Raw genomic sequence first — 23,192 nt, forward strand, 5'->3', positions numbered from 1 at the left:
CTTTATTTTGGAGGTGTTATGACGTTATTGATCGGTTTGGTGGTGCTGGCCTGCGCGGTTTGGGTGCTGTTCGATTCACACAAGAAGGGGGCCCGCAATCCTGCTGGGTGGGCGGTGTTCGTGGCGGTGATCTGGTTCATCGCGTTCCCGTTCTACCTCTACAAGCGCAACAAGCTGGCACCCGCTGACAAGGCCCCTGCGCCGAGTAATCGCTGGGTCGGGTTGGCGCTTGTGGTGGTACTGGTAGGCGCTACCACCTTCAATGCCATGCGCCAGGAAGCCTTGCCCGCGTGCTCCTCGCCAGAAGTGACCGAGGTGCTGGGCCGCCTGTTGCCCGGTATGGCGATCACCAACCCGGCGCAGCGTCTGGAAAGCGCCGACTTCGGTGACGTTCGCCAGTGCAATGCCACCGTGGCCGGGAGCATCCAACCCTATCGGGTCACCTGGTACAGCAGCGACAAGGACCAGATCATCGTCACCCTGGAGTGATAGCCTGCCCCTTGGGAGCCCCGATCCAGGAGGTTATGATCTCAACACCCAGCCATGCTGGGTGTTGTTTTATCCGGGAGGGAGCGGCCATGAGCAATCGCGAAGAGCAGATCGAAATGTTTGGTGAAGCTGTGGGCAAGAACGAGGTGGGTCATCATCTTGACCGCCTGCTTAATGAAGATGCCGAGGCCGCCTGGCCGGAAACCCTGCGGGATCTCTACACCCTGATCGACCGCACTATCGAGCAGCACCGGGATGATGAATCCCTGTCGGTGATCCTGCTGTCGGCCATCGCCACCACCTTTGGTGGCGCCCGCTTCTATCTTCCCAAGGGCAAGAGCATCGAAGTGATGGTGCGCAGCATGATGGTCTGGAAGGCCTTCACCGGCAACAACACCTACGAGCTATCGCGCCAGTTCAAGGTATCGATGCGGGAGATCCAATATATCCTGGCCAGAATGCGCAAACTCGAAAACCGAGCCCGCCAGCGCGATCTGTTTGCCGGAACGGAACAAGCCGCCCCGTCATTAATCAAAAAGCATGGGCGCTTATATTAATTTGACGTTCGAAAAATTCACGGCAATATGACCCGCATATCACCACGCACCATATTGAAATAACAAAGGGCCCGTTGGCCCTTTGTTATTTCATGGCGAAACCCGTCGCTCCCAACCATTCCCGCCGCCACCGCACACTCGACGTATTAACCGTGAGGTGGATATGTCGAACGTCATCCAATTTAATCAGCCATATAGCCTGGCATTCCAGCATGCGATCCATTTCGTGCTGGATAAAGAAGGCGCCTTTCGCCCAGACATGGGCTATGTCAACGACCCCAAAGACCGGGGCGGTGAGACCAAGGCCGGCATCAGCAAGCGCGCCTACCCCAACGAAGACATCAAGAACCTGACCCTCGACCGGGCCATCTTCCTCTATCACCGCGACTACTGGCGTCAGGCCTATTGCGCCGAGCTACCCGCCGGCGTATCGCTTGCCGTCTTTGATGGGGCCGTCCAGCATGGCTGGCTCAGCTCGGTCAAGATGCTGCAGGAAGTCATGGGCGTTAAGGATGACGGCATCATCGGCCCCAAGACCAAGGCTGCTATCGCCAGCATGGATCCCGAGTGGGTGCTGGCTCGTCTGCTGCTGCGCCGCGCACGCTTCTATGGCCGCATCCTTATCAAGAACCCTTCCCAAGGCCGCTTTTTCGAAGGTTGGCACAACCGGCTGGCGCACCTGTCAGATGCCTGCTGGCAGGTGGTCGAAGGCAGTTCCAACCCTGACTATCGCAAGGTGGCCTGACATGGGCCGAAACTGGCAATGGAGTTTCGACCATGGCCGCGAACAGCGGCTCAAGCTGGAGCGAGAGGCCGCCGAGCAGGGGATCGCCGAGTGCGATGTCGATCGCGCCGTGCCGTTCCATAGCCATGACGGCACCATGCAATCCCAGTTCGCCAAGGGCTGGCGCTCGGTCACCCCTGCCGAGGTGTATGAGTCCCGCAACAAGCATCGTTTCAAGATCCTCACCACCGGCAACAGCAAGGTGGCCGAACACTGCGCCAGGCTGCGTGCGCTGTTCGCCGACCCCGCCAATAAGGAATCCCCATGCTCCCGTTAATCCCAGCCCTGGCCGCGCTCGCGGTGCAGCAGGGCCCAGCCTTGATCCGTGGGATCGCCGGCATGTTTGGCGGCAGCGCCACCGCCAACAAGGTGGCCGACCTGGTCGAGCAGGTATCAGGCATCAACCTGACCGCTGCCCAGCAGCAGGCCAGCATCGAAGAACAACTCGGCCGCATCACCGATCCTGTCGTGTTGCTCGAGCTGGATAAGCTCAGGGCCGAGATGGAGAAGGAGCAGACCCGCCGCATGGAGCTGCAACTGGCCGATAAGCAGAACGAGCAGCACGAGACCCAGGAGACCATTCGCAGCGGCGACGGCGCCACCGACACCTATGTGCGCAACACCCGGCCGTTGATGGCGCGTCAGTCCTGGTATGTCACCGCCCTCTATGTGCTGGCGTTCGAGGGGCTGGCCGTCGCCGACTTAGGCACCGGTGCCGATCTCAGCATGGTCGCCATGCTCAGCACCCCGGCCTGGGCTTATCTCGGCCTGCGTACCCTGGATGGCTTCGCCCCGCACCCCAAGAGCAGCGGCCAGAAGGTGCAATCCGCCGTGACCGGCGCCGTCTCCAAGCTGCTGACGAGGCGCTGATGACCGACCTGTTTGACCGTGCCCAGAAAAATGAGCAAGAGACCCGCGACCGCGATCTGGCCAACCAGCTGGCCAGGCGTGTTACCGAAACCCCAGACCAGGACGCCGCCGGCAACCGCTTCTGCCTGAGCTGTGGTGAACAGATTGCCAGTGAGCGGCTGGAGGCAGCGCCAGACGCCGTGCGCTGCGTCCCCTGCCAGAGCTGGCAAGAGACACTGGGGAGGCATCGCCATGGAGTTTGACTGGATCCCGAAGTGGTGGGGCGTCATCACCACCGGGGTGGCGATTCTGGCCACCGTCGTCATGTTGTGGTTGAGCAAGACCTTTGCCCGCCGCGAAGAACTGAAAGAAGTGAGCACTGCCATGGACGAGTTGACCACCCGCGTTTCCAGCCTCGAAACCCGTGTCGATAGCCTGCCTACGCAGGAGCAAATCAACAGCCTTGGCATTCAACTCGAAGAGCTTCGTGGGGATGTAAAGGCGCTCACCGCCCAGCTCAAACCTGCAAATCACCTGATTCAACTGCTGCTTGAGCAGCGTTTAAACGAGAAATAAACGGGGGTTATATGTCGTCTATGAAAGAAGTTGTGGTTCAGGACCAGCGCCTGCTGATCCTGCGCAGCTTGCGGGAAATGACCGGCTATTCGGCCAACGATTCGATTCTGGATTCGTGCCTGGAAGCCTATGGCCATAGCATCAGCCGCGACGCGGTGCGCACCCAGATGCGCTGGCTGGAAGAGCAGGGGCTGCTCACCGTCGAGAAGGTGGGCGAAACCCTGGTGGCCAAGCTGACCGGCCGGGGTGACGACGTGGCCACTGGCCAGGCCGTGGTCGATGGCGTCAAGAAACCGCGTCCGGTGTGACCATGAGGGAGCTGCTGATGAAAATGAAACGCGCCCTGGTGGGGCTGATGCTGGGTGGCCTGAGCGCCATGATAAGAGACTGGCCAGATGGGGTAACCCTGGCTGCAACGCCAATCGATAAGGCCATCCGCCAAGTGAAACGCGCCAGCCGCTACCGCCCCGCCTTCAATGGCGGGCTGCCGTCCGTCAAGCGGGCCCAGCGTCAGGCCAAGGCCAGGCGGGCCACCCGCCGCGCACGCCGGTTGGGCCACGCATGAAAGCCCGCCTACTGGATATCGCCGCCATGATGGCCGTGGGCTACCTGCTGGCCCTGCCCATCGTTGGCGATCCGGTCCATGCGCTCTGGGGCTGCACGGCCCCGCTCGTTGACAAGCTGCTGGGGTAACCATGACCACCAAGACCAAGAACACCAAGAGCAAGATCCAGCAGCTGCCAGCCGATATCCGCAGCCAGCTGGCGGCCATGTTGCGCTCTGGCGACATGTCGCAGAAAGATATTCTGGCCGAGGTCAATCAGCTGATCCTGGAAGCTGGCTTGCCGCCGGAAGAGCAGATCAGCCGCACCGGGTTGAACCGTTATTCGAAGCAGGTAGAGGCAGCAGGTAGCCGCATCGCCAAGGCGAGAGAAATGGCCGAGGTGCTGACGTCAAAACTGGGGGATGCCCCAACCAGTCAGATCGGCAACCTGATGGCCGAGAACATGAAGACCATGGCATGGGAAACCTCCATGGCGTTGATGGAAGCCACGGAAGACGGCGAGATGATCGACATCAAGCAGTTCAATCAGTTGGCCCTTGCCTATCAGCGGATCTCTCAATCTTCCATCCTGAACCAGAAACTGGAGAAGGAGATCCGCGCCGCGTTCGCTGCCGAGGCCGCCAATGCTGCCGAGAAGATTGTGAAGTCGGCAGGGCTGACGGCCGAGACCGCCGCCCAGATTAAACAGCAGATCTTGGGGATTGCGTGATGAACCACCTGACCCCAGCCGAAAACGCCCTGCGCAACCAATCAGCGGCCGCCATTATCGGCGGCCAGTTCGATCCCAATGAGGTGCTGCTGCCCTATCAGAAGCGCTGGATAGCTGACCAGGCCAAAATCAAGATCGCCGAGAAGTCGCGGCGAACCGGTCTGACCTGGGCAGAAGCGGCCGATGCTGCGCTCAATGGCTCCATGTCTACTGCCGCCGGCGGTTGCGACACCTTCTATGTCGGCACCACCAAGGATATGGCCCGCGAGTTTATCGAGGCCGCCTCTATGTGGGCCAAGGCCTACGACTTTGCCGCCAGCGAGATCGGCGAAGAGGTGCTGGAGAACGAAGACAAAGACATCCTGGTCTACGTCATCAACTTCGCCAGCGGCTTCAAGATCAAGGCGCTCAGCTCGAACCCCAGCAACCTGCGGGGGATGCAGGGCAACGTGGTGATCGATGAAGGGGCGTTTCACAAAGACCTGGCCGCCATCCTCAAGGCCGCCAACGCCTTGACCATGTGGGGCAGCAAGGTGCGCATCATCTCGACCCATAACGGTATCGAGAACCTGTTCAATACCCTGATCATGGAAACCCGAGCAGGCAAGCGGCAAAGCTACTCCATTCACCGCATCGATATTGAAACCGCCTGTAATGAAGGGCTTTACAAGCGGATTTGTCAGGTCAAGAAGAAAGAGGCGTGGAGCGAAGAGGGCGAGCGCAAATGGCTGGCAGAACTGCTGTCAGACTGTGCCACCGAAGAAGACGCCCGGGAAGAATACTACTGCGAGCCCAAGAGCGGCGGCGGTGCCTATCTGCCCCGTGGCCTGCGCGAACGGGCCTGCCGGGTCGAGGGGCCTGTGCTGCGCTTTACCGGGTCGGCCACCTTCAACAGCGCCAGCGAATCGGAGCGCAACGCCGAGATGCAGGAATGGCTGGAGGCCGAAGCCTTCCCCGAACTGATGAAGCTGGATCGCAGCCATCGCCACGCCCTGGGCGAAGACTTCGCCCGCTCCGGTGATCTGACGGTGTTCGCCCCGATCCAGGTGCTGCCGGATACCCGCCGCCGGGTGCCCTTCACCGTCGAGCTCAAGAACACCCCGTTCAAACAGCAGGAGCAGGCGCTCTATTTCATCTGCGATCGCCTGCCGCGCCGCGATGGCATCTGGCTCGATGCCCGTGGCAATGGCCAGTACCTGGCCGAACAGGCCGCCTACCGCTACGGCCAAGAGGTGGTGCAGGTGATGCTCTCGGTCGGCTTCTACCGCGAGAACATGCCGCGCTTCAAGGCGGCCTTTGAAGATGACGAGCTGGCGCTGCCTAAGCACGAAGACATCATCACCGACTTGGGGCAGATCCAGATCTACCGGGGCACCCCCGGCATTGACGACAGCCGCACCCAGGGCAGTGATGGCAACAAGCGCCACGGCGACTCGGCGGTCGCCATCTTCCTGGCCTATCTGGCCAGCCGGGCCGAGAGCCATGTTTACGAACTGCACCGCATCGCCAAGGTGGGTGCCCCCCAGAAAGACAACGATGGCCAGCGGCAGATGAACCTGACCCGTGGCCTGCGTAACGGAGGCGGATTACTGTGACCACCATTCTCGATGCACGGGGCAACCCCATCAAACCCGACAAGCCGGCGCTGAGTGAAGACATCGCACTGGCCCACACCACCAGCGTGCGCAACCCGCGCCCCAACAGCGTGGCCAGCACCATTACCCCCCAGCGTCTGGCGGGGCTGCTGCGCGCGGTGGTCGATGGCAACAATCCCCAGGATTACATGACCCTGGCCGAAGAGATCGAAGAGCGGGATCTGCACTACGCATCCGTGTTGCGTACCCGCAAGCTGGCCGTGGCGGCCTTGCCGCCCAGTGTCGAGGCCGCCAGTGAGGATGCTTTCGACAAGAAGCTGGCAGACGAAGTGCGCCTGCTGATGGAGAGTGACCAGATCCCCGAGCTGTTCTTCGACCTGCTCGATGGCCTGGGCAAGGGCATGGGGGTGTGCCAGATCCTGTGGGATACCACCGTCACCCCCTGGGTGCACAAGGATTACAAATGGGTCGACCCCCGCTATCTGCGGCCGGATGCCGAGACCCTGAGCGAGATCCTGCTTATCAGTGACGACGCCCCACAGGGCAAGGCGCTGGAGCCATACAAGTTCATCATCCACCTGCCGCGCACCAAGAGCGGCAGCATCTGGCGCAACGGCCTGACCCGCCTCTGCGCCGTGATGTACATGCTGAAAAGCTTCACGGTGCGGGACTGGTGGGCGTTCGCCGAAGTGTTCGGCATCCCCATCCGGGTAGGCAAGTACGGCCCCAACGCCACCACCGATCAGATCGCCACCCTCAAGAACGCCATCGCCACCATCGCCAGCGACGCCGGCGCGGTGATCCCTGACAGCATGATGGTGGAGCTGGTCGAAACGGCGAAGGGGAACGGCGGCGATACCCTGTTCGAGAACATGGCCCGCTGGGCAGACGAGCAGACCAGCAAGGCGGTGCTGGGCCAGACCATGACCACCGACGATGGCAGCAGCCGCGCCCAGGCCACGGTGCACAACGAAGTGCGCCTGGACATCGCGAAGTGGGACGCCCGCCAGCTCGAAGCCACCATCAACGAGTACCTGGTCAAGCCTTTCATCGTGCTGAACTGGGGTGTGCAGAAGGTATACCCGCGCGTCTGCATCCGGGTGCCGGAGCCGGAAGACCTCAAGCTGCTGGTCGATAGCCTGATGCCGCTGATCGATCGCGGCATGAAGGTGAGCGAGAGCGCGATGCAAGAGAAGTTCGGGCTGGCGGCGCCCAAGCCTGAAGAAACCACCCTGCAGCCGCTGAGCGCCATGCAGCTGCCGGCCATGCAGCCGCTGGCCATGAACAGGCGACAACCCCAGCGCCTCGCCATCAACCGGATCCAGCAACCGAGCGAGCAGGCCATCGAGCAGCTGACCGACGAGGCGATGAGCGACTGGGTCGAGGTGGGCGGCGAGGACTTCATGAACCCGCTCATCGAGCTGGCCAAGACAGCAACCAGTTTTGAGGAATTCAACGCGGGTCTGCTGACCCTGCAGGAGACCCTGGGCGCCGACACCTTCACCCCGCAACTGGCCGATTACCTGTTCAGGATGCGCGGCATGGGGGATGCGCAAGATGCCTGAACCCAAGACTACCAACTTTCCGCCCCAGGCGGCGCTGGACTGGTTCAAGGCCAAGGGCATTCAGCCCGGGTTCGATTATCGGGATGTGTGGCTGGAGGAGCAGGCCAACGCCTTCACCGTGGCCAAGATGCTCAACGCCGATCTGTTGGTCGAGGTGCGGGCCCTGGTCGAACAAGCCCTGGCCGAGGGCCAGACCTATCAGCAGTTCGCGGCGGCCATCAAGCCGCTGCTGGTGAAGTCAGGGTGGTGGGGCATCCAGGAGATGGACGACCCCGCCACCGGTGAAACCAAGCGGGTGCAGCTCGGCAGCGAGGGGCGCATCAAGACCATCTACCGCACCAACATGCGCACCGCCCGCGCCGCTGGCCAGTGGCAGCGCATCGAGCGCACCAAGCGGGCCATGCCCTATCTGGTCTACCAGCTCGGTCCGGCCCGTGAGCACCGCGCCCTGCATGTCAGCTGGAACGGCATCACCCTGCCGGTGGACGATCCCTGGTGGCAAACACACATGCCGCCCAACGGCTGGGGCTGTCACTGCTGGGTGCGCCAGATCAGCAAGTTTGAATACGCCAAGCTCGAAGACACCCAGGGCTATCAGTTCGCCGCGCCGGCAGATGGCACCAAGGAATGGGTGAACACCCGCACCGGGGAAGTGGAGACCCTGCCAAAGGGGATCGAGCCGGGATGGAACTACAACCCGGGCAAGAGCCGCGAGCAGGCCCTCAATGCCGACTTGGCAGCCAAGGAACAAACCATGCGTAAGGCGCTCTCAGAGCCGCTGTGAGCGTTTTGGGCTACCAGCGTATTCATGAACTGGCCCAAATAGAATCTGGCGCTGTTTAAAGGTGGTTTAAAGATGGTGTGAGGCGGTGGAGAACCCTCGATAATGGCCCCGCCTCACCCTGTGCTGGATTGCCCCTCTTCTCGTCCGTCAGGATCCTGTGTACCCTGTTGATGTCCGGTCATCACCCCGCACCGGGCATCTCTTCCTCGTTACCCCATGCCGCCATCCGGCGAAAACCGTCACTCACATCGCCATGACCCGTGGCGCCATGCTCTCAACGTCCACACACATACCGTGTTCCATTCAACCCACAGCCACCTGGCGGGAGGTTGTTATGTGACGGAGCGAGCCATGCCCAAGATCCACCTTGCCCTCTGCTTTGACTTGTCGCGCCAGACCGTGCGCAACGAACAGGTCTGGCTTCCGCTGGTTCCCCCCGGGGTATTCAGCGGCAATGACGGGCGTACCTGGAACAACAGCAACCCGGATGCCGTGGTAGCCGCGTTCACCAAGAAACGTCCGTTCGACGTTGAGCATGCCACCCACATCAAAGGCCCCAAGGGCGAGAAGGCCCCGGCCATCGGCTGGATCCTCTCCCTGCAGAATATCGGCGGCGAAGTGTGGGGCATGGTGGACTGGAACAGCGAAGGGCGCGAGATGCTGGAGAAGAAGGAATATGCCTTCTACTCCCCGGCCTTCACCTTCGACGACGCCGGTACCGTGCTGAGCATTGCCAGCGTCGGCCTGACCAACGAGCCCAACCTCGATCAACTCCCTGCCCTGAACCGTGAGGAAACTCCAATGCCCTTGCCCGTTGAACTGACCCAAGCCCTGGGTCTGGGTGCTGATGCGGATACTGCGTCCGCGCTCACCGCCATCAATACCATCAAGGCCGATCACCAGCTGGCCCTGAACCGTGCCGCTGCAGGCCCTGACCTGACCAAGTTCGTCCCGAAAGAGACCTACGAGCTGGCCCTGAATCGCGCTACCACCGCCGAGGACAAAGTCAAGCAGACCGAAGAGGCCAAGCTGGGCGCCCTGGTCGATGATGCCATCGCCGCCGGCAAGATCGCCCCGGCCAATAAAGAGATGTTCCTCGGCATGTGCCGTGCCGAAGGCGGGGTCGAGCAGTTCAAGAAGTTCGTCGAGGCCGCGCCGGTCATCGCCGATGCCAGCCAGGTGAGCACCACCACCCAGCAAAACAACGGGGCCCTGAGCAAGGAAGAGCTGGCCTTGTGTCGCGCGATGGGCGTCAAGCCTGAAACCTGGTTGGCCAACCGCCACCACAAGCCAACTTACTAACCGGAGAGTCTGACCATGGCTTTTACTGAAGCGCAGATTATCGAAGCCCTGACCGTCGGCTCTAATGCCGCCTTCGTTGAAGGGCTCAACCGTGCCACGCCGCAGTGGGACAAGATTGCCACCAAGGTTCCCAGTTCTGGTTCCAGCGAGTTTTATGGCTGGCTCAAAGACCTGCCTGGTATCGAAGAATGGGTCGGTGACCGGATGCTCAAAGAGCTGGGTTCCCATGGCTATGCCATCCCCAACGTCACCTATGAAGCCTCGATCAAGATCAAGCGCGAAGACCTCGACGATGACAAGATCGGAAAGTATTCGGTGCTGGCTCGCGCCTGGGGTCAGGAAAGCGGCCTGTTCCCGGATAAAAAATCCTATGCCCTGCTGGCGGCGGGTTTCAGCACCCTCTGCTATGACGGCCAGAACTTCTTCGACACCGACCACCCGCTGGATACCACCCCGGCCAGCACCTTCTCCAACGTGATTGGTGACCCGGGCACCGATACCGGTGCTGCCTGGTTCCTGTTGGATAACAGCCAGATCCTGCTGCCGGTCATCTTCCAGGAACGGAAACCCATAGTGCTGGACTTCGTTGGCGCGACTAGCGAATACGCCTGGTTCAACAACATGGTGGCACAGGGGGTTGACGGTCGTCATGGCTATGGCTTCGGTTTCCCGCAGACGGCAATCGGCTCCAAGACTGTGCTGGATGCGGCCAACTTCGAGGCGGCCAAGACCAAGCTGGCCAGCATGAAGAAGTCCAACGGAACCCCGCTCGGCACCATGGCCACCACCCTGGTGGTAGGGCCAAGCAACGAAGCGGCAGCCCGCAAGATTGTCAGTCGCGAGTACCTCGAAAACGGCGAGTCGAACATCTATTACAACAACGTCGAGATCGTTGTCTCCCGTTACCTCGTGTAACCGGCGCCCGTTGGCCTGGGCAGAGCTTCACTGCGATGAAGCCCAGGCATCCATCAACCAGGCCTGGGTGGAGCTTCCAAGCGTCGAAGCCCAGGCCCCCTGGAGAACCCCATGGCCACGATCACCAAAGCGCTGAGTGCTGATGCCTGGGTGCTGGTTTCCGCGGCCGGTAGCGGCACCCTGGAGAACCAGACCAACCAGATCGTGCTCTATCGCACCGATGCTGCGCTGCCTGCCCCGAGCGTGACGGTTGGCCATCACCTTGGCCGTGGCCAGCGTGAGGCCTGGAGCTTTGATCCCCCCCAGAACCTGTACGCGCGGCTGCCCATCTCGGGCAGCGGCGTGCTGGTAGTGACGGAGGGCTAAGCCATGCCATTAGCGAAGGCATTCGTCTACCTGGCACCCAAGCGCAAGAAGAGCGAAGTGTCGTGGACTGCGTTGACTGGGCCGGCCGCCGTGTTGGCAGCCGACACCAACGTAGACCTGATCGCGTGGCTCAATGCCTTACCTGCTCCGCAGTCAGGCACGCTGGCCCCGTTCTTCAATACGACCAGCAGCAAACTGAACGCCTTCAACAGCAATGACACCCTGACGTTCAAGCTCAACCTGGTGGGCAGTTGGTCCGGTGGTTCGGCCCAGCGATCGATGCAGCTCGACTTCATCGGTACCAACGGTAACCGACTGGTTGAAAGTCGAGATGTGCAGGTGACGGAAGATGTCATCACGTTGACCGCCCCACTTTCCATTGATGCTGGCGGCTATATCGCCACCAACGGCACCAAGCCGGTGATCCGCTCTAACAACGGCTCATTCACGGCCACAGCCGTGCTGATCATTGCCGAGCAGGCCACAAGGCAAACCCAAATTTCGGCGGTGTAAGTCGCCTTTACCACCCCTTTACAGGAGCATTGAAATGGCACCTCGCAAGCAAGTAGACGACAAAAGCCAGCCGCTGGCAGCGGCAGCAGTGGGCGCAGGTACCGAGCAGGTGCAAGCGCAAGCCGAACAGAAGAAAGACGGGGCTGTGTTGGTAGACCCGGACGCAGAAGCCGCCCGCCTGGAAGCGGAGCAGCAGGCCGCCGAAGAGGCGCGGCTGGCCGCAGAAGCTGCAGCGGCAGCAGCGACCACCCAGAACGCCGGTGACCAGGGTAGTGCCGCAGTTATCGGCGCATCCAGCGCGCCAGGGGCGAACCTGAGCGACGCCGTGACCAGCGATCTGCCCGACTGGCTGCTCGGCCAGTTCGACGTCAAGGCCAAGTCGCCGGCTGGCTTCTGGCGCTGCCAGGTGCACTTCCTGCACTCCAGCCCCACCCGGGTGTTTGTGGTCGAGAACAAGGCCGCTGTGCCCCACGACCACGACTGCGCTATCCCGTGCTGCTACCTGACCCCGGAAGAAGCACAGCGCGTTCACCAGGAATCCTGGCTGACCGTGGTACCCGACAGTGAAGTGACCAAGGACTAACCCATGGCTATCTATGCGACGAAGCAGGACCTGATCGACCGTGACGAGGGCATGCTCTACAACTTCGCCCTCGACCGCTCGACTGACACCCTCAACGACACTTGGATCGATGAGGCGCTGACGGCCGCTGATGACGAGATCAACGGCTACCTGTCTCGTCGCTTTGTGCTGCCGCTGCCGACCGTGCCGGATCTGCTCAAGCGCCAGGCCATCGTCATCGCCTTCTACTGGCTGGGTGATCGCGATCCCCAGGTCACCAACCTGCTGCAAGACCGATACGACCGGGCCATCGCCAAGGTCAAAGAGATTGCTGCCGGCAAGGTGGATCTAGGCCTGCCCACCCCTGACATGCCGCCAGAGGGCGCGGTCGGCAAGGTGGAGCTGGTGCAAGAGGGCGAGCGCTTGTTCACCCGTGACTCGCTGCGTGGGGTGCTCTGATGGCCGTCTCGGTCGAGGTCTCAACCCATGGCGTCGAGCTGGCCCGTTATCAGCGCCTGCTCGATACCCTGGGGCGCAGCGACCACAAGGCCGAGCTGCTGGAAAGCATCGGCGCCGTGGCTGAAAGCCAGACCCGCCGCCGCATCAGTGACGAGAAGACCGCACCGGACGGTACGCCCTGGGCACCCTGGTCGGCGGACTACGCCAAGACCCGCCACGGCAACCAAAGCCTGCTGCAGGGCGATGGCGATCTGCTCGACAGCATCGAATACCAGGTACAGCGCAACAGCGTGCGGGTGGGCTCGGCGCTGGCCTATGCCGGGGTGCATCAAGACGGATTCAGCGGTGCCGTGCAGGTGCCAGCCCATATCCGCCGCATCACCCAGGCGTTCGGCAAGGCGTTGGCCTTCCCGGTTTATCAGTCGGTGGGGTCGTTCACCCGCCAGATGGAGATCCCCCAACGCCAGTTCCTGGGTCTCTCCAGTGACAACCAGACCGAGCTGCTCGCCGTGATCGGCGACTTCTGGCAAGACGTGATGAAGGAGGCAGGCCTATGAGCCGCCCGGATTTTGGCACCATCGGCAGCACCGTCTCGGCCTGCGAAGCCGTGGTGCAGTACCTCAAGCCCTACCTGGAAGCGACCGGACCCGGTGCCGATCGCAAGATCGACCGCGTCCAGACCGTGGAGCGCCATATCGGCCGCTTCAATGAGGCGGACGACATCAAGCGCTGGATGAGTGGCAAGGATGGCGGCGTGCGTATCTGCGCCCAGCGGGTGGTGGCCATGCAGAACCAGGGCAGCCGGTTGGTCGGCACCGTCGAATTTGCCGCCTTCGTCTTCTGTGCCGATCTGTTCGCCTACGCCAAAGACCAGCGGGCCGAGGTGATCGCAGGTCGTCTGGCTAAGGCCCTGATGCTCAAGGGCGGTTGGGTCGGTACCGGTGCCAGCTCGGCACCGGAAGCGGTGCGATCTGACAATCTCTACACCACCGCCATCGACAAGCTGGGGCTGGCAATTTGGGGGGTCACCTGGCGTCAGGACTGGCCGCTGGATGACCCCATTGACGAAACCACCCTGGACGACTTCCTGCGCTTCAACTTCAAGGCCGAACAGGCCGATGGCGCCCCCGTCTGCGAGGCAACGATCAACCTGCCTGGCCCCACCCCCTAGGAGCAATCGTGGAACTGCACCTGAAACCGAAAGAAGGGCTGACCATCCGCAAGCCGGATGGCAGCAAGTTGGCCGCAGCAGGTGAGCGGGTACCGCGCACCAGCTTCTGGCTCAAGCGGCTCGCCGATGGTGATGTCGTCGAAGTGAAACCGGCCGCCAAGGCCACCAAGAAACCGCAAGTGAAGGAGTGACCATGGCTCTCGGAACCATCCCCAATGACGTGCGCGTGCCGCTCGTCTATATCGAGATCGACAACAGCCAGGCCCTGAGCGGCAACATCGCCCAGGATCAGAACGTGATGCTGTTCGGCCAGATGATCGACGCTGGCGGAGACGCCGGTACTGCCACGCCGCTGCAGGTGGTCGAGGTGCCGGTCAGCGAGTCGGCCATCGATAGCCTGTTCGGCGTCGGCTCCATGATGGCGCTGGCCGCCAAGCGCTACCGCAAGGCCAACAGCTACACCCGCACCTTCGCCTTGCCCATCGGCGATATCAGCGCAGGCGCGGCTGCTGCCGGTTCGTTCAAGTTCACCGGCCCTGCAACCCAGGCGGGAACCCTTTATCTGTTGATCGCCGGCCAGCTGCTGCAGGTGGGCGTGGCTGCTGCTGCCACCGCTGCCACCATCGCCACCAACGTGGCCGCCGCCGTCAACGCCGCCAAGAACCTGACGGTGACCGCCGCCGTGGATGGGGTCGATACCGCCAAGGTCAACATCACCGCGAAATGGAAGGGCCTGACCGGCAACAGTATCGATCTGCGTTACAACTACAACGCCGGCGAACAGCTGCCGCCCGGGGTGACCATCACCACCGTGGCCATGACCGGCGGATCCGGCGCGCCCGACATGGCGGCCGTCATCAGCGCGATGCCGGATGAGTGGTACAACCACATGATGATGCCGTTCAACGATACGGCCAGCCTCAACACCCTGCGTGACGAGCTGCTCGAACGTTGGGGGCCGCTCAAGATGAGCGAGGCGATCGCCTATACCGCGTTCCGGGGCACTTACGGCGAAACCATCACCTTCGGCGAGGGGCGCAACGACTTCCTGATCTCCTGCATCGGCACCAGCAAGTCGCCGAGCCCGATCTGGGAGTGGGCCGCCAGTTATTGCGGCATCGCGGCCTATCACCTGGCCATCGATCCGGCGCGGCCGCTGCAGACCCTGGTGCTGCCCGGCATCCTGGCCCCGGCCAAAGCCGACCGCTTCGCCTTTGACGAGCGCAACAACCTGCTCAAGTCAGGCATCGCGACCCACCAGATCCAGCCAGGCGACGTGGTGGCCATCGAGCGCGAGATCTCGATGTACCAGCTCAACAGTTACGGCGACCCCGACCCCAGCTACCTGGACATCACCACCCCGGCCACCCTGGGCAAGATGCGTTATGACGTGAAGGTGATGGTCACCAACCGTTACCCGCGCCACAAGCTGGCCGATGACAACGTGCTGCCCCAGCTCGACCCTGCCCAGCCGGTGGTCACGCCTGAGCTGATGCGTCAGGCAATCCTGGAAGTGGCGCTCGGCTGGGTGAGTGCGGGCCTGATGGAAAACTTTGACCTGTTCAAAGAAACCCTGGATGTGACCCGCGACACCAGCGATCGCAACCGCCTCAACTGCGTCTGCCACCCGGACGTTGTCAACCAGCTGCGCGTCTTTGCAGCCCTGATCCAGTTCAAACTGTAAGGAGAGCACCATGGGAATGATCCTGGGTGAAGTGACCATTCGAGCGAATGGTAAAGAACTGAAAACCAAGACCGGAGCCGTGCTCAACCCGGGCGGATTTACCCGTACTCAGCACACCGGTGGTGGCAAAGTGCGCGGCACGAGTAAACGCTACACCGCGCCCAGCATTGAGCTGGTGATCGCCGCCGACGAAGACGTCGATGTCATGGAGATCAACGCCATCGAGAACGCCACCCTGGTGTGGGAAGGGGATAATGGGGTCAGCTACATGATGACCGGTTCTGCAGTGGCAGAGCCTGCCAGTCTGCGTGAAGAGTCTGGCGACATCGCCGCCACCTTCTTCGGTGACAAGGTAGTGAGGATCTGACCATGGCCTTGATCACCTTCCAACTCGAACACGGGCTGAAGGCGATGGGGAGCGGCGATGAGCCGCTCCTTTATCGTGAAGTCGGCCTGCGCGAACTGACCGCCGCTGATCTGATTGATGCCCAGATCGATGCCGAAAAGGTCGTGGTGCAGAACGGCAAAGCGGTGGCGTATACCAGCGATGTGCTCTATGGCCTGAACCTGCTTTGCCGTCAGGTGGAATATATCGGCGAATTACCGGGGCCGCTCACCATCAATATGATCAAGAAATTGCATGTCGAAGATTTCGGGTTGCTGCAAAGCAAAGCCCAGGAGTTGGACATGGCTCTGACAGAAGAATTAGCCAAGCGGGGGCGACAAGATTCAGCTGGCTGAACCGGTCATGGGGATCATGTTGGCCATGAGCAAATATATCCCCACAGCCGAGCTGAAATATTTGCCACTGCGCCACTTGCTGCGCCGTTTTGACCAATTAAAGCAAGCAATCACGCCAAGAAAATAAACAGGAATCGCCATGGCCAAGCAACTCGTCACCGATATTGTCATCAACCTTGCGGGGAACTTGGCCACCAAGTCACGGCAATATTCTCAGAGCATGAGCCAGTTCGCCGCCAATAATCAGCGGGCCATGAACATGCTGAAGATGTCGACGGCAGCGGCTGGCCGGGGTATCGATGCCATGGGCAGCCGCTATATGGCGTTGGGTGCGGCCGTGGTGGGGGGCGCGACGGTCAAAGGCTATGCCGAATTGGACCGCCGGATCTCCCGCATCGCCATCGCCGCCGAGATCAGCCGCGACAAGGCCAAGGCGTTGAAAGACGAGATCAATGCCGTCAGCAACACCAAAGGCATCCGCATTGACCCGAACGAAGCAACCTCCGCCATTGAAGAGATCCTGACCAAGACCGGCGACCTGGAATACGCCATGGCCAACCTGCCCAACATCGCGGCGGTGATCCAGGCCACCGGTGCTGGCGGTACTGAGGTCGGCGGCATCTTCACCGAGTTCAAGAAGCTGGCCATCACCAACAACGAAATGGCCATGCGGGCCATCGATACCCTCAACCTGCAGGGCAAGAGTGGGGCCTTTACCCTGGGAAACATGGCCAAGGAGGGCCCCAAGATCTTCGCCGCCTATGCCGCAACAGGCCGCCAAGGTGCCGCTGCGGTGACAGAGCTGGGTGCCGCTTTGCAGGTGATCCGCCAGGGTGTGGGATCTGACGCCGAGGCAGTCACGGCCTTCGAGTCCGTCATCCGCGATCTGACTCGTCCTGAGACTGTCAAGAAGCTCAAGCAGCTGGGCGGCATTGAGGTGTTCGAACCCGAGCAGTTGAAGGAGGGCAAGGAGGTCATGCGCTCGCTGCCGGTGCTGATTGAAGAGATCGTCAAAAAATCAAAAGGTCTTTCTAGCAATCTGGCTGGATTGAATCTGACAGATGAAGCCAAGCGAGCATTGAAGCCAGTGATCGCCGAGTTCGTGCAGACCAGTGACGTCAAGGCATTCGACGAGTTCCTGAAACTCTCCGGCGATGGCAGCACAACCCTCAATGATGCCGCCGTGGCGGCGGGTGACTTCGCCGCCAGCCTGCAACTGGTCAGCAACAGCTGGAGCCAGTTCGCCAACCAGCAACTGGCCGAGCCCATTGCCGAGCTGGCCGATGCCATCAACAGCCTGGAACCGGATGCTGTCCAGAACTGGCTGGAGACCGGCAAGAGCATCGCCCTGGTCGTGGGTGGCCTGGTGGCCGTCAAGAAGGGGATCGATGCGGTCAAGTGGACCAAGGGCGTCTGGGATGCAGCCAAGCCCAGCAAGGGCGGCGCAGGCGGCTTGGGTGGTGCCATGGCAGACCTGGGTGCCACGCCTGTCTATGTGGTCAATATGCCTGGGAGTGGGTTTGGCGGTGGCGGAATGGGGCCTGGTGATATGCCAGGCACCGAACCCGGCAAGGGGGGCAAGGGCAGCAAGGTGAAGTCAGCCTTCGCCAATGTGCTGGCCGGTTCTCTGCTCTATCCCGCAGTGGACTATGCCGCCGAGCTGGCCATCGGTGATACCGCCTTCGGCAAGTGGGCTAAGAGCACAACCCTGGGTGATGTAGGCAGCGCCGCATTCAATATGCTGGCCCCTGAAGGGGTGACGGCCAGCCCCCGCCCTGACAACCTGGCCGCCTCCCTCGATATCCGCGTCAGCGATGACCGGGTCACTGTCCGTGCCCGCGACGCGGCCCCAGGCATGACGGTGCGCGTGGATAACGGCCCGTCACTGATGCCGTAAGGAGGGTTTGAATGAGCTTTGAAGAGCGTTTGACCGCCTCCATCCGGGGCGTGGAATTCCTGCTGAACACCGTGGACGGGAAAGGTGGCCGCCGCGCGATCCCCCGCGAGTACCCCAAGCGCGAAAGCGGCTGGACAGAAGACAACGGCGCCATCCTCACCAACGAGCAGATCACCGGCAAGCTGGTCGGCAACGACTATCTGGCCAAGCTGCGCACTTTGCTCGATGCCCTGAACCAGCCGGGTACCGGCGAGATGGTTCACCCATGGTGGGGCGTGCGCACCGTGCAGGTCGGCGAAGTCAGCCATCGCCTGGACAACGAAGAAGACGGCGTCGCCTATGTCACCTTCACGGTGTGGGAGGCTGGCAAGCGTTTGTTCCCTGCCGCCGCCATCGACACCGCCGCCACCCTGGGCAATGCCGCTGATGCCGCCAATGGTGCTACCGAGCAATCCTTCCTGGACAGCTTCCTGACCGGTATCGATAACATGGGCCCCATGGTAGACACCTTCCTGGATGACCTGGACGAATTGACCCGAGGCCTGCCGACTCTGCCTGACCAGTTCCGCGAGTGGACAGACCGCCTGATGCGGGCCAAGGACAGCGTCGGTGCCCTGCTGGCCTACCCGGGCGAGCTGGCCCGCGAGGTAACGGGTATCGTCGAAGACATCAAGGGCGTCGTCACCGACCCTATCCGGGCGCTCTCTGTCTATGACCAGGTGAGCCGCCGATGGGAAGGAATGCGGGCCGAGCTGGCCATCACTGGCGGCCTACCCACCGGCATCCTCAGCGATGCTGAAGCGGGCAGTGCGTCATCCGTGCCTACCATCGATACCCCGACAGAGCAGGATGCTGCCATGGCCAACGGCGCGGCCTTCACCGCGCTGATCACCAGGGCCTCGGCAGCCGCCGCGGCCAGTGCCATTGCCAGCGCCAACCTGGGCAGCGATCGCGACTTCACCGCGGCCCAAGACGGCACAGTGACCATTGGCCAGTCCCTGACTGGTGACCAGGTAAACAACCCGCTAAGCCGCCCCGTGGTGATGGATGGTGTGGTCGGTGCTGACCGCAACCTGCTGCTCACTGCCGATGACCTGGAAGCCATGGCCAACAAGCTGGCCGCCATACTGGCTGAACTGGCCATGGATGCGGTAGAGGCAGGCGAGAGCGATGTCTGGCGATCCCTGCGCGATCTGCGCCTGGCCGTGCTGAACGACAGCCGCGAACGTGGCACCCAGCTGCCGCGCCGTCGCCAGCTTGTGCTGGCCACCACCACGCCGTCAGCCCTGCTGGCGTGGCAGCAATATGGCGATGCCGAGTACCGCGATCGGCTGGTCAGCAACAACAATCTGCGTGATCCCGCCTTCATCACTCCCAGCACCAGGGTGGATGTGCTCGACGAGGTGAACAATGGCTGAACCCATCACCCTGCGAGTGGATGGCCAGATCTATGAAGGCTGGCAGAAGGTACGCATCACCCGCAGCCTGCGCGATATCGCCGGCGATTTCGAACTGAGTCTGACCCGCAAGTGGACGAACGCCAGCGAGATGGTCATCAAACCGCTCAGCGACTGCACCGTGCATATTGGCAATGACCTGGTGCTGACCGGTTACGTCGATGACTTCATCCCCAGCTATGACGCCCGCGAGGTGAGTTGGGTGGTCAGTGGCCGCAGCAAGACCAGCGACTTGGTGGACTGCTCGGCCATCTACAAGACAGGGCAATGGACGAACGTCACCCTGGACAGGGTTGCCCGCGATATCTGCGCCCCGTTCGGGATTGACGTCGTGGTGGAATGTGACCTGGGCGATGCCTTCCCTCGCGTGGCCATCGAGCAGGGGGAGACCTGTTTCGAGCTGTTTGACCGCTTGGCTAAGCAGCGTGGCATCTTGCTCACTACCAACGAAAAAGGGGAGCTGGTGCTGACCCAGGCCAGCGAGACCCCCATGGGGGCCAGCCTCATCCTTGGCGAGAACATCCTGGCCGCCCGGGGCAACTTCAGCATGCGCGATCGGGCATCGGAATGGATCGTCAAGGGTAGTAGCTATGCGGGCGGTGCCACCTGGGATAACGCGGCCCCCGCCACCATCGGTGGCCAGAAGGCAGTCATCAAAGACCCTGATGTCACCCGCTACCGCCCCCGCATCATCATCGCCGAGGACGTCACCACAGTGGCTGGCGCCAGCAAGCGTGGGCAGTGGCAGAAACAGCGCAGCATCGGAGAAGGTACCCAGACCGAAATCACCGTCGCCGGCTGGCGCACTCAGGGCATGGAAGGCAGCACAGGGCCGCTCTGGCGCATCAACCGTATGTGCCCCATCAAGGACGAGATCCAGGGCCTGGACGAGAGCTGGCTGATTGTCACCGTGACCCTGATGGAAGACGACAAGAACGGCCGGGAGGCCATCATCAACCTGACCCCGCGTGAAGCTATGCTCATCCCCGCCGAGGTCGTGAAGAAGCAGACCAAGGAGGTGACCACATGGTAAGCATGCGCGATGTGCAGAAGCTGATGGCCCCCATGATGCGCCGCCTACGCCTGATAGCAGACCGGGCTGTTGTCACCATGGTGACAGACTCGCTGCAGCGGCAGGGGTTGCAGCTCAAGGTGCTGGCCGACGAGACGGCCGATGATGTGGAGCGCTTCCAGAACTACGGTCACACCAGCGTGCCGCCAGCAGGGTCTGAGGCCATCGTGCTGGGCATCGGTGGCGCCCGTGCCGGCTTGGTGGCCATCGCGGTAGAAGACAAGTCAGTGCGCCCCAAAGACTTGGAGGCGGGTGACAACTGCCTGTACCATCTTGAAGGCCACCGCATCATCCTGCGCAAGGATGGGGCCATTGAAATAGCAGCGAAAACCGTCACTCTCACCGCCACTGAAAAATTCACCATCATCTCCTCTGATAACGAAATTCAAGGTCCGCTGCATGTCACCGGCCCCATCACCTCTGATGAAGATGTGACGGCGGCAGGTATCTCACTCAGCGGTCATGACCATGAAGAGGGGGTTGGCGCCCCCGTGTGAGGGGCGATGACCACAGCAATCATCTGGAACAACGAAACCGGCCGAGGCGATATCGAGATCACCTCGGCCGGTTTGCGTCAGGATGATGGCCTGGAAACCATGGTCCTGCAGATCCTCTTCACCGATGCCCGTGCCGACGAGTCCGATGTGCTGCCTGATGGCACCAACGATCGCCGTGGCTGGCCGGGGGACACCTTCGCGGACGAACCCTGGGGCAGCAAGCTCTGGCTGCTCGACCGGTCAAAGCTCACCACAGACGTGCGCAACAAGGCAGTGACCTATGCGCAAACCGCCCTCGACCGCCATTTAAAGCCCGATTACGCCAAGCTGGTCACCGTCACCGGGTCCATTCCGCAATTCCAGATGTTGCAGCTCGATATCGCCATCACTCGGCCTGATGGCAGCGAGCTGAGCATCAGCATCAAGCAGCGTTGGGAGGCGCAAGCCAATGCCGTTTAACGTCCCCACTCTGCGCCAGATTATCGCCAGCGGTGCGCTGGATCTTGAATCCAGCCTAGGCACTGTGCTGCCCAAGTTCGGCATCGAACTGGCGCTCAACACCTCCGTCAGTGCGGGTATTCGTGATGCCTACGATCACCAGATGTGGATCGTTCGCCAGATCATCCCCACCACCGAATCTGACGACCAGACCATCATCGAGACGGCCCAGTTTGAAGGGGTAATCCGTAAGCAAGCCACCTATGCCGCTGGCCCTGCGACCCTCAATGGCACCGTGCCAGCACCGGTCGGTACCGTGCTGCAGCACAAGGATGGACGCCAGTATGCGGTGACATCCAGCGCCAGCCCCAGCAGTGGCACTGTCGCCGTGCAGGTGCAGGCCATTGCTGTGGGGGCAGAAGGCAATCTCGCCGCCGGCGAGGTGCTGACCCTGGTGACCCCCGTCCCCGGGCTGCAGGCCAATGGCACCAGCGGTGACATCAGCGGTGGGGCCGATATCGAGCCCATCTCCGAGCTGCTGGAGCGACTGCTGTTCCGCAAGCGCAACCCGCCAATGGGGGGAGCTGTAGCCGATTACGTGGCCTGGATGCGTGAAGTATCTGGCGTGACCAGGGCATGGGCCTATGACGTCTGGCAGGGCGGCGGCACCGTGGGTATCGGCTGGGTTTTCGATGACCGTATCGACATTCTGCCGACCCCGACAGACCAGCAATTCATGATGGAGTACCTGTTCCGCCATCCTGACCCCGCCACCGGTGTATTGGTCGGCCGCCCTGGTGGCATCGAGCCAGTCTTCATCGGCCCCTTGCTCAAGGTCACGGATCTGGCCATCACGCCGATGCCTGACAGTGCCGAGATCCGCGCCGCTATCGAGGCCAATCTGAATGGCTATGAGCGCACGCTCCAGCCAGGCGATACCTTGTTGCTCACCAAAATTCAGACTGCTATTGGCTCGGCGGCCGGGGTGAATAACTACACCCTTGATCTGGCTGCTGATGTGCCGGCTGATATCGATGAGCTGAACGTCATCGGGGTGATCACATGGCCCACTCTGTAGAGCAATGGGGTGAATCACTCCAGCAGCAGATGCCCCGTGGCCGCGCCTGGCCGCGTGATGTCGATGCTGACCTGCCGAAGTACGTCATGGGTTTTGCCAAGCGCCTTGCCGATCTGGAACTCAGTGCAGACCAGCTGCTGCTGGAGATGCGGCCCGAGACCACCAACCTCCTGTTGCCCGAGTGGGAAGCCTATCTGGCGCTGCCGGAGTGCGAGGCAACAGAGCAATCGTTCGAGCGCCGCCGCGCTGCCGTGGTCGAGAAGTACCACCGTAAAGGCGGCCTGCAGACCTGGATGATCGAGCAGATCGCCGCTGCGCTCGGCTTTACCATCAAGGTGTCCGAGCAGTGGCCGCACCACGTGCTCAGGAACGTCTCCTATCCCCTTTACCCCTCATCAACTCGCTTCGTGCTGCGCGTCGATGTGATTGGCATGCCAGAAGACCGCTTCACCGTGCTGGATAACGTGCTGGTCCCGCTCAGAGGTACTGCGCCACTCGTGCTCGAGTGCGTGCTCAATCGCCTGAAATTGGCTGGTTTTTACTATGACTTTAACTATGAGGTGTGAC

33 protein-coding genes are annotated in these 23,192 nt (G+C 61.7%); all 33 read left to right on the forward strand.

Features of this window, described 5'->3' with window-relative positions; translation table 11 throughout:
* Positions 1–18 precede the first annotated feature (18 nt).
* The 33 genes from IU367_RS19170 to IU367_RS19330 all read left to right on the forward strand — a co-directional run bounded on the left by IU367_RS19170 (position 19) and on the right by IU367_RS19330 (position 23,191).
* Positions 19–489, forward strand: coding sequence for a hypothetical protein (locus tag IU367_RS19170; protein WP_236267756.1), 471 nt, complete (start codon positions 19–21; stop codon positions 487–489).
* 89 nt (positions 490–578) lie between these two features.
* Entirely contained in the window at positions 579–1,046 is a 468-nt protein-coding gene (locus tag IU367_RS19175) for a Mor transcription activator family protein (protein ID WP_274452815.1), read from the forward strand.
* A 163-nt stretch (positions 1,047–1,209) separates the two neighbouring features.
* Positions 1,210–1,791 (forward strand): glycoside hydrolase family 108 protein, encoded by a 582-nt coding sequence (locus IU367_RS19180; RefSeq protein WP_274452816.1) that lies wholly within the window; start codon positions 1,210–1,212, stop codon positions 1,789–1,791.
* A gap of 1 nt (position 1,792) precedes the next feature.
* On the forward strand, positions 1,793–2,107 hold the full coding sequence (locus IU367_RS19185; RefSeq protein ID WP_103259292.1) for a hypothetical protein: 315 nt from the start codon (positions 1,793–1,795) through the stop codon (positions 2,105–2,107).
* The gene (locus tag IU367_RS19190) at positions 2,095–2,700 is read left to right on the forward strand and encodes a hypothetical protein (protein ID WP_274452817.1); all 606 of its coding nucleotides are present in this window, start codon (positions 2,095–2,097) and stop codon (positions 2,698–2,700) included. Before IU367_RS19185 ends, IU367_RS19190 begins: the two co-directional genes overlap by 13 nt.
* Positions 2,700–2,942: a TraR/DksA C4-type zinc finger protein gene (locus IU367_RS19195; RefSeq protein ID WP_274452818.1), complete on the forward strand. Its 243-nt coding sequence runs from the start codon at positions 2,700–2,702 to the stop codon at positions 2,940–2,942. Before IU367_RS19190 ends, IU367_RS19195 begins: the two co-directional genes overlap by 1 nt.
* Positions 2,932–3,255, forward strand: a complete 324-nt coding sequence (locus IU367_RS19200; protein WP_274452819.1) for a DUF2730 family protein — start codon at positions 2,932–2,934, stop codon at positions 3,253–3,255. The genes IU367_RS19195 and IU367_RS19200 overlap by 11 nt, the downstream gene beginning before the upstream one ends.
* Positions 3,256–3,266: 11 nt before the next feature.
* Complete coding sequence (locus tag IU367_RS19205) at positions 3,267–3,563, forward strand: VpaChn25_0724 family phage protein (RefSeq protein ID WP_337999321.1); 297 nt, start codon at positions 3,267–3,269, stop codon at positions 3,561–3,563.
* Between the two features lie 17 nt (positions 3,564–3,580).
* Positions 3,581–3,820, forward strand: coding sequence for a hypothetical protein (locus IU367_RS19210; protein WP_274452820.1), 240 nt, complete (start codon positions 3,581–3,583; stop codon positions 3,818–3,820).
* Positions 3,817–3,948 (forward strand): hypothetical protein, encoded by a 132-nt coding sequence (locus IU367_RS19215; protein WP_265344171.1) that lies wholly within the window; start codon positions 3,817–3,819, stop codon positions 3,946–3,948. Before IU367_RS19210 ends, IU367_RS19215 begins: the two co-directional genes overlap by 4 nt.
* Positions 3,949–3,950: 2 nt before the next feature.
* Positions 3,951–4,529, forward strand: a complete 579-nt coding sequence (locus tag IU367_RS19220) for a DUF3486 family protein (protein WP_274452821.1) — start codon at positions 3,951–3,953, stop codon at positions 4,527–4,529.
* The gene (locus IU367_RS19225; RefSeq protein ID WP_274452822.1) at positions 4,529–6,124 is read left to right on the forward strand and encodes a terminase large subunit domain-containing protein; all 1,596 of its coding nucleotides are present in this window, start codon (positions 4,529–4,531) and stop codon (positions 6,122–6,124) included. Before IU367_RS19220 ends, IU367_RS19225 begins: the two co-directional genes overlap by 1 nt.
* Positions 6,121–7,689: a DUF935 domain-containing protein gene (locus tag IU367_RS19230; RefSeq protein WP_274452823.1), complete on the forward strand. Its 1,569-nt coding sequence runs from the start codon at positions 6,121–6,123 to the stop codon at positions 7,687–7,689. Before IU367_RS19225 ends, IU367_RS19230 begins: the two co-directional genes overlap by 4 nt.
* A complete protein-coding gene (locus IU367_RS19235; protein ID WP_274452824.1) occupies positions 7,682–8,473 on the forward strand; it encodes a phage head morphogenesis protein in 792 nt (263 codons plus the stop codon). The genes IU367_RS19230 and IU367_RS19235 overlap by 8 nt, the downstream gene beginning before the upstream one ends.
* Positions 8,474–8,824: 351 nt before the next feature.
* Complete coding sequence (locus IU367_RS19240; protein WP_274452825.1) at positions 8,825–9,775, forward strand: phage protease; 951 nt, start codon at positions 8,825–8,827, stop codon at positions 9,773–9,775.
* Positions 9,776–9,790: 15 nt separating this feature from the next.
* Positions 9,791–10,690 (forward strand): Mu-like prophage major head subunit gpT family protein, encoded by a 900-nt coding sequence (locus IU367_RS19245; RefSeq protein WP_274452826.1) that lies wholly within the window; start codon positions 9,791–9,793, stop codon positions 10,688–10,690.
* Positions 10,691–10,801: 111 nt separating this feature from the next.
* Positions 10,802–11,056, forward strand: coding sequence for a hypothetical protein (locus IU367_RS19250; RefSeq protein WP_274452827.1), 255 nt, complete (start codon positions 10,802–10,804; stop codon positions 11,054–11,056).
* Positions 11,057–11,059: 3 nt separating this feature from the next.
* The gene (locus tag IU367_RS19255; RefSeq protein WP_274452828.1) at positions 11,060–11,569 is read left to right on the forward strand and encodes a tail needle knob protein; all 510 of its coding nucleotides are present in this window, start codon (positions 11,060–11,062) and stop codon (positions 11,567–11,569) included.
* Positions 11,570–11,603: 34 nt separating this feature from the next.
* Entirely contained in the window at positions 11,604–12,152 is a 549-nt protein-coding gene (locus tag IU367_RS19260) for a hypothetical protein (protein ID WP_274452829.1), read from the forward strand.
* Between the two features lie 3 nt (positions 12,153–12,155).
* Positions 12,156–12,590, forward strand: coding sequence for a gp436 family protein (locus IU367_RS19265; protein WP_103259304.1), 435 nt, complete (start codon positions 12,156–12,158; stop codon positions 12,588–12,590).
* Positions 12,590–13,147 (forward strand): phage virion morphogenesis protein, encoded by a 558-nt coding sequence (locus tag IU367_RS19270; protein ID WP_274452831.1) that lies wholly within the window; start codon positions 12,590–12,592, stop codon positions 13,145–13,147. The genes IU367_RS19265 and IU367_RS19270 overlap by 1 nt, the downstream gene beginning before the upstream one ends.
* Entirely contained in the window at positions 13,144–13,761 is a 618-nt protein-coding gene (locus IU367_RS19275; RefSeq protein WP_274452832.1) for a hypothetical protein, read from the forward strand. Before IU367_RS19270 ends, IU367_RS19275 begins: the two co-directional genes overlap by 4 nt.
* A gap of 8 nt (positions 13,762–13,769) precedes the next feature.
* Positions 13,770–13,952: a DUF2635 domain-containing protein gene (locus IU367_RS19280; RefSeq protein ID WP_274452833.1), complete on the forward strand. Its 183-nt coding sequence runs from the start codon at positions 13,770–13,772 to the stop codon at positions 13,950–13,952.
* A gap of 2 nt (positions 13,953–13,954) precedes the next feature.
* A complete protein-coding gene (locus IU367_RS19285; protein WP_274452834.1) occupies positions 13,955–15,445 on the forward strand; it encodes a phage tail sheath subtilisin-like domain-containing protein in 1,491 nt (496 codons plus the stop codon).
* A 10-nt stretch (positions 15,446–15,455) separates the two neighbouring features.
* Positions 15,456–15,812 carry a phage tail tube protein gene (locus tag IU367_RS19290; RefSeq protein WP_274452835.1) on the forward strand — a complete coding sequence of 119 codons (357 nt, stop codon included), beginning with the start codon at positions 15,456–15,458 and terminating at the stop codon, positions 15,810–15,812.
* A gap of 2 nt (positions 15,813–15,814) precedes the next feature.
* Positions 15,815–16,186, forward strand: a complete 372-nt coding sequence (locus IU367_RS19295; RefSeq protein WP_274452836.1) for a phage tail assembly protein — start codon at positions 15,815–15,817, stop codon at positions 16,184–16,186.
* A 139-nt stretch (positions 16,187–16,325) separates the two neighbouring features.
* Positions 16,326–18,083: a phage tail tape measure protein gene (locus IU367_RS19300; RefSeq protein ID WP_274452837.1), complete on the forward strand. Its 1,758-nt coding sequence runs from the start codon at positions 16,326–16,328 to the stop codon at positions 18,081–18,083.
* An 11-nt stretch (positions 18,084–18,094) separates the two neighbouring features.
* The gene (locus IU367_RS19305; RefSeq protein WP_274452838.1) at positions 18,095–19,501 is read left to right on the forward strand and encodes a DNA circularization protein; all 1,407 of its coding nucleotides are present in this window, start codon (positions 18,095–18,097) and stop codon (positions 19,499–19,501) included.
* Positions 19,494–20,573 (forward strand): phage baseplate assembly protein, encoded by a 1,080-nt coding sequence (locus IU367_RS19310; protein ID WP_236267651.1) that lies wholly within the window; start codon positions 19,494–19,496, stop codon positions 20,571–20,573. Before IU367_RS19305 ends, IU367_RS19310 begins: the two co-directional genes overlap by 8 nt.
* Positions 20,567–21,109: a phage baseplate assembly protein V gene (locus IU367_RS19315; protein ID WP_274452839.1), complete on the forward strand. Its 543-nt coding sequence runs from the start codon at positions 20,567–20,569 to the stop codon at positions 21,107–21,109. The genes IU367_RS19310 and IU367_RS19315 overlap by 7 nt, the downstream gene beginning before the upstream one ends.
* Before the next feature lie 6 nt (positions 21,110–21,115).
* Complete coding sequence (locus tag IU367_RS19320) at positions 21,116–21,568, forward strand: phage GP46 family protein (protein ID WP_236267648.1); 453 nt, start codon at positions 21,116–21,118, stop codon at positions 21,566–21,568.
* Positions 21,558–22,625: a baseplate J/gp47 family protein gene (locus tag IU367_RS19325; protein ID WP_274452840.1), complete on the forward strand. Its 1,068-nt coding sequence runs from the start codon at positions 21,558–21,560 to the stop codon at positions 22,623–22,625. Before IU367_RS19320 ends, IU367_RS19325 begins: the two co-directional genes overlap by 11 nt.
* Positions 22,610–23,191, forward strand: coding sequence for a YmfQ family protein (locus IU367_RS19330; protein ID WP_274452841.1), 582 nt, complete (start codon positions 22,610–22,612; stop codon positions 23,189–23,191). Before IU367_RS19325 ends, IU367_RS19330 begins: the two co-directional genes overlap by 16 nt.
* Position 23,192 lies beyond the last annotated feature (1 nt).

The sequence above is a fragment of the Aeromonas bestiarum genome, from assembly GCF_028751155.1.
Taxonomy (GTDB): domain Bacteria; phylum Pseudomonadota; class Gammaproteobacteria; order Enterobacterales; family Aeromonadaceae; genus Aeromonas; species Aeromonas bestiarum.

Bases quoted from the DNA above. Each gene is read 5' to 3' on its own strand.
- IU367_RS19255 (WP_274452828.1), top strand. From the start codon at position 11,060: ATGCCATTAGCGAAGGCATTCGTCTACCTGGCACCCAAGCGCAAGAAG.
- IU367_RS19325 (WP_274452840.1), top strand. From the start codon at position 21,558: ATGCCGTTTAACGTCCCCACTCTGCGCCAGATTATCGCCAGCGGTGCG.
- IU367_RS19300 (WP_274452837.1), top strand. From the start codon at position 16,326: ATGGCCAAGCAACTCGTCACCGATATTGTCATCAACCTTGCGGGGAAC.
- IU367_RS19315 (WP_274452839.1), top strand. From the start codon at position 20,567: ATGGTAAGCATGCGCGATGTGCAGAAGCTGATGGCCCCCATGATGCGC.
- IU367_RS19240 (WP_274452825.1), top strand. From the start codon at position 8,825: ATGCCCAAGATCCACCTTGCCCTCTGCTTTGACTTGTCGCGCCAGACC.
- IU367_RS19265 (WP_103259304.1), top strand. From the start codon at position 12,156: ATGGCTATCTATGCGACGAAGCAGGACCTGATCGACCGTGACGAGGGC.
- IU367_RS19195 (WP_274452818.1), top strand. From the start codon at position 2,700: ATGACCGACCTGTTTGACCGTGCCCAGAAAAATGAGCAAGAGACCCGC.
- IU367_RS19185 (WP_103259292.1), top strand. From the start codon at position 1,793: ATGGGCCGAAACTGGCAATGGAGTTTCGACCATGGCCGCGAACAGCGG.
- IU367_RS19210 (WP_274452820.1), top strand. From the start codon at position 3,581: ATGAAAATGAAACGCGCCCTGGTGGGGCTGATGCTGGGTGGCCTGAGC.
- IU367_RS19175 (WP_274452815.1), top strand. From the start codon at position 579: ATGAGCAATCGCGAAGAGCAGATCGAAATGTTTGGTGAAGCTGTGGGC.
- IU367_RS19220 (WP_274452821.1), top strand. From the start codon at position 3,951: ATGACCACCAAGACCAAGAACACCAAGAGCAAGATCCAGCAGCTGCCA.
- IU367_RS19250 (WP_274452827.1), top strand. From the start codon at position 10,802: ATGGCCACGATCACCAAAGCGCTGAGTGCTGATGCCTGGGTGCTGGTT.
- IU367_RS19205 (WP_337999321.1), top strand. From the start codon at position 3,267: ATGTCGTCTATGAAAGAAGTTGTGGTTCAGGACCAGCGCCTGCTGATC.
- IU367_RS19270 (WP_274452831.1), top strand. From the start codon at position 12,590: ATGGCCGTCTCGGTCGAGGTCTCAACCCATGGCGTCGAGCTGGCCCGT.
- IU367_RS19310 (WP_236267651.1), top strand. From the start codon at position 19,494: ATGGCTGAACCCATCACCCTGCGAGTGGATGGCCAGATCTATGAAGGC.
- IU367_RS19295 (WP_274452836.1), top strand. From the start codon at position 15,815: ATGGCCTTGATCACCTTCCAACTCGAACACGGGCTGAAGGCGATGGGG.
- IU367_RS19225 (WP_274452822.1), top strand. From the start codon at position 4,529: ATGAACCACCTGACCCCAGCCGAAAACGCCCTGCGCAACCAATCAGCG.
- IU367_RS19260 (WP_274452829.1), top strand. From the start codon at position 11,604: ATGGCACCTCGCAAGCAAGTAGACGACAAAAGCCAGCCGCTGGCAGCG.
- IU367_RS19305 (WP_274452838.1), top strand. From the start codon at position 18,095: ATGAGCTTTGAAGAGCGTTTGACCGCCTCCATCCGGGGCGTGGAATTC.
- IU367_RS19180 (WP_274452816.1), top strand. From the start codon at position 1,210: ATGTCGAACGTCATCCAATTTAATCAGCCATATAGCCTGGCATTCCAG.
- IU367_RS19215 (WP_265344171.1), top strand. From the start codon at position 3,817: ATGAAAGCCCGCCTACTGGATATCGCCGCCATGATGGCCGTGGGCTAC.
- IU367_RS19245 (WP_274452826.1), top strand. From the start codon at position 9,791: ATGGCTTTTACTGAAGCGCAGATTATCGAAGCCCTGACCGTCGGCTCT.
- IU367_RS19200 (WP_274452819.1), top strand. From the start codon at position 2,932: ATGGAGTTTGACTGGATCCCGAAGTGGTGGGGCGTCATCACCACCGGG.
- IU367_RS19290 (WP_274452835.1), top strand. From the start codon at position 15,456: ATGGGAATGATCCTGGGTGAAGTGACCATTCGAGCGAATGGTAAAGAA.
- IU367_RS19190 (WP_274452817.1), top strand. From the start codon at position 2,095: ATGCTCCCGTTAATCCCAGCCCTGGCCGCGCTCGCGGTGCAGCAGGGC.
- IU367_RS19170 (WP_236267756.1), top strand. From the start codon at position 19: ATGACGTTATTGATCGGTTTGGTGGTGCTGGCCTGCGCGGTTTGGGTG.
- IU367_RS19330 (WP_274452841.1), top strand. From the start codon at position 22,610: ATGGCCCACTCTGTAGAGCAATGGGGTGAATCACTCCAGCAGCAGATG.
- IU367_RS19275 (WP_274452832.1), top strand. From the start codon at position 13,144: ATGAGCCGCCCGGATTTTGGCACCATCGGCAGCACCGTCTCGGCCTGC.
- IU367_RS19320 (WP_236267648.1), top strand. From the start codon at position 21,116: ATGACCACAGCAATCATCTGGAACAACGAAACCGGCCGAGGCGATATC.
- IU367_RS19285 (WP_274452834.1), top strand. From the start codon at position 13,955: ATGGCTCTCGGAACCATCCCCAATGACGTGCGCGTGCCGCTCGTCTAT.
- IU367_RS19235 (WP_274452824.1), top strand. From the start codon at position 7,682: ATGCCTGAACCCAAGACTACCAACTTTCCGCCCCAGGCGGCGCTGGAC.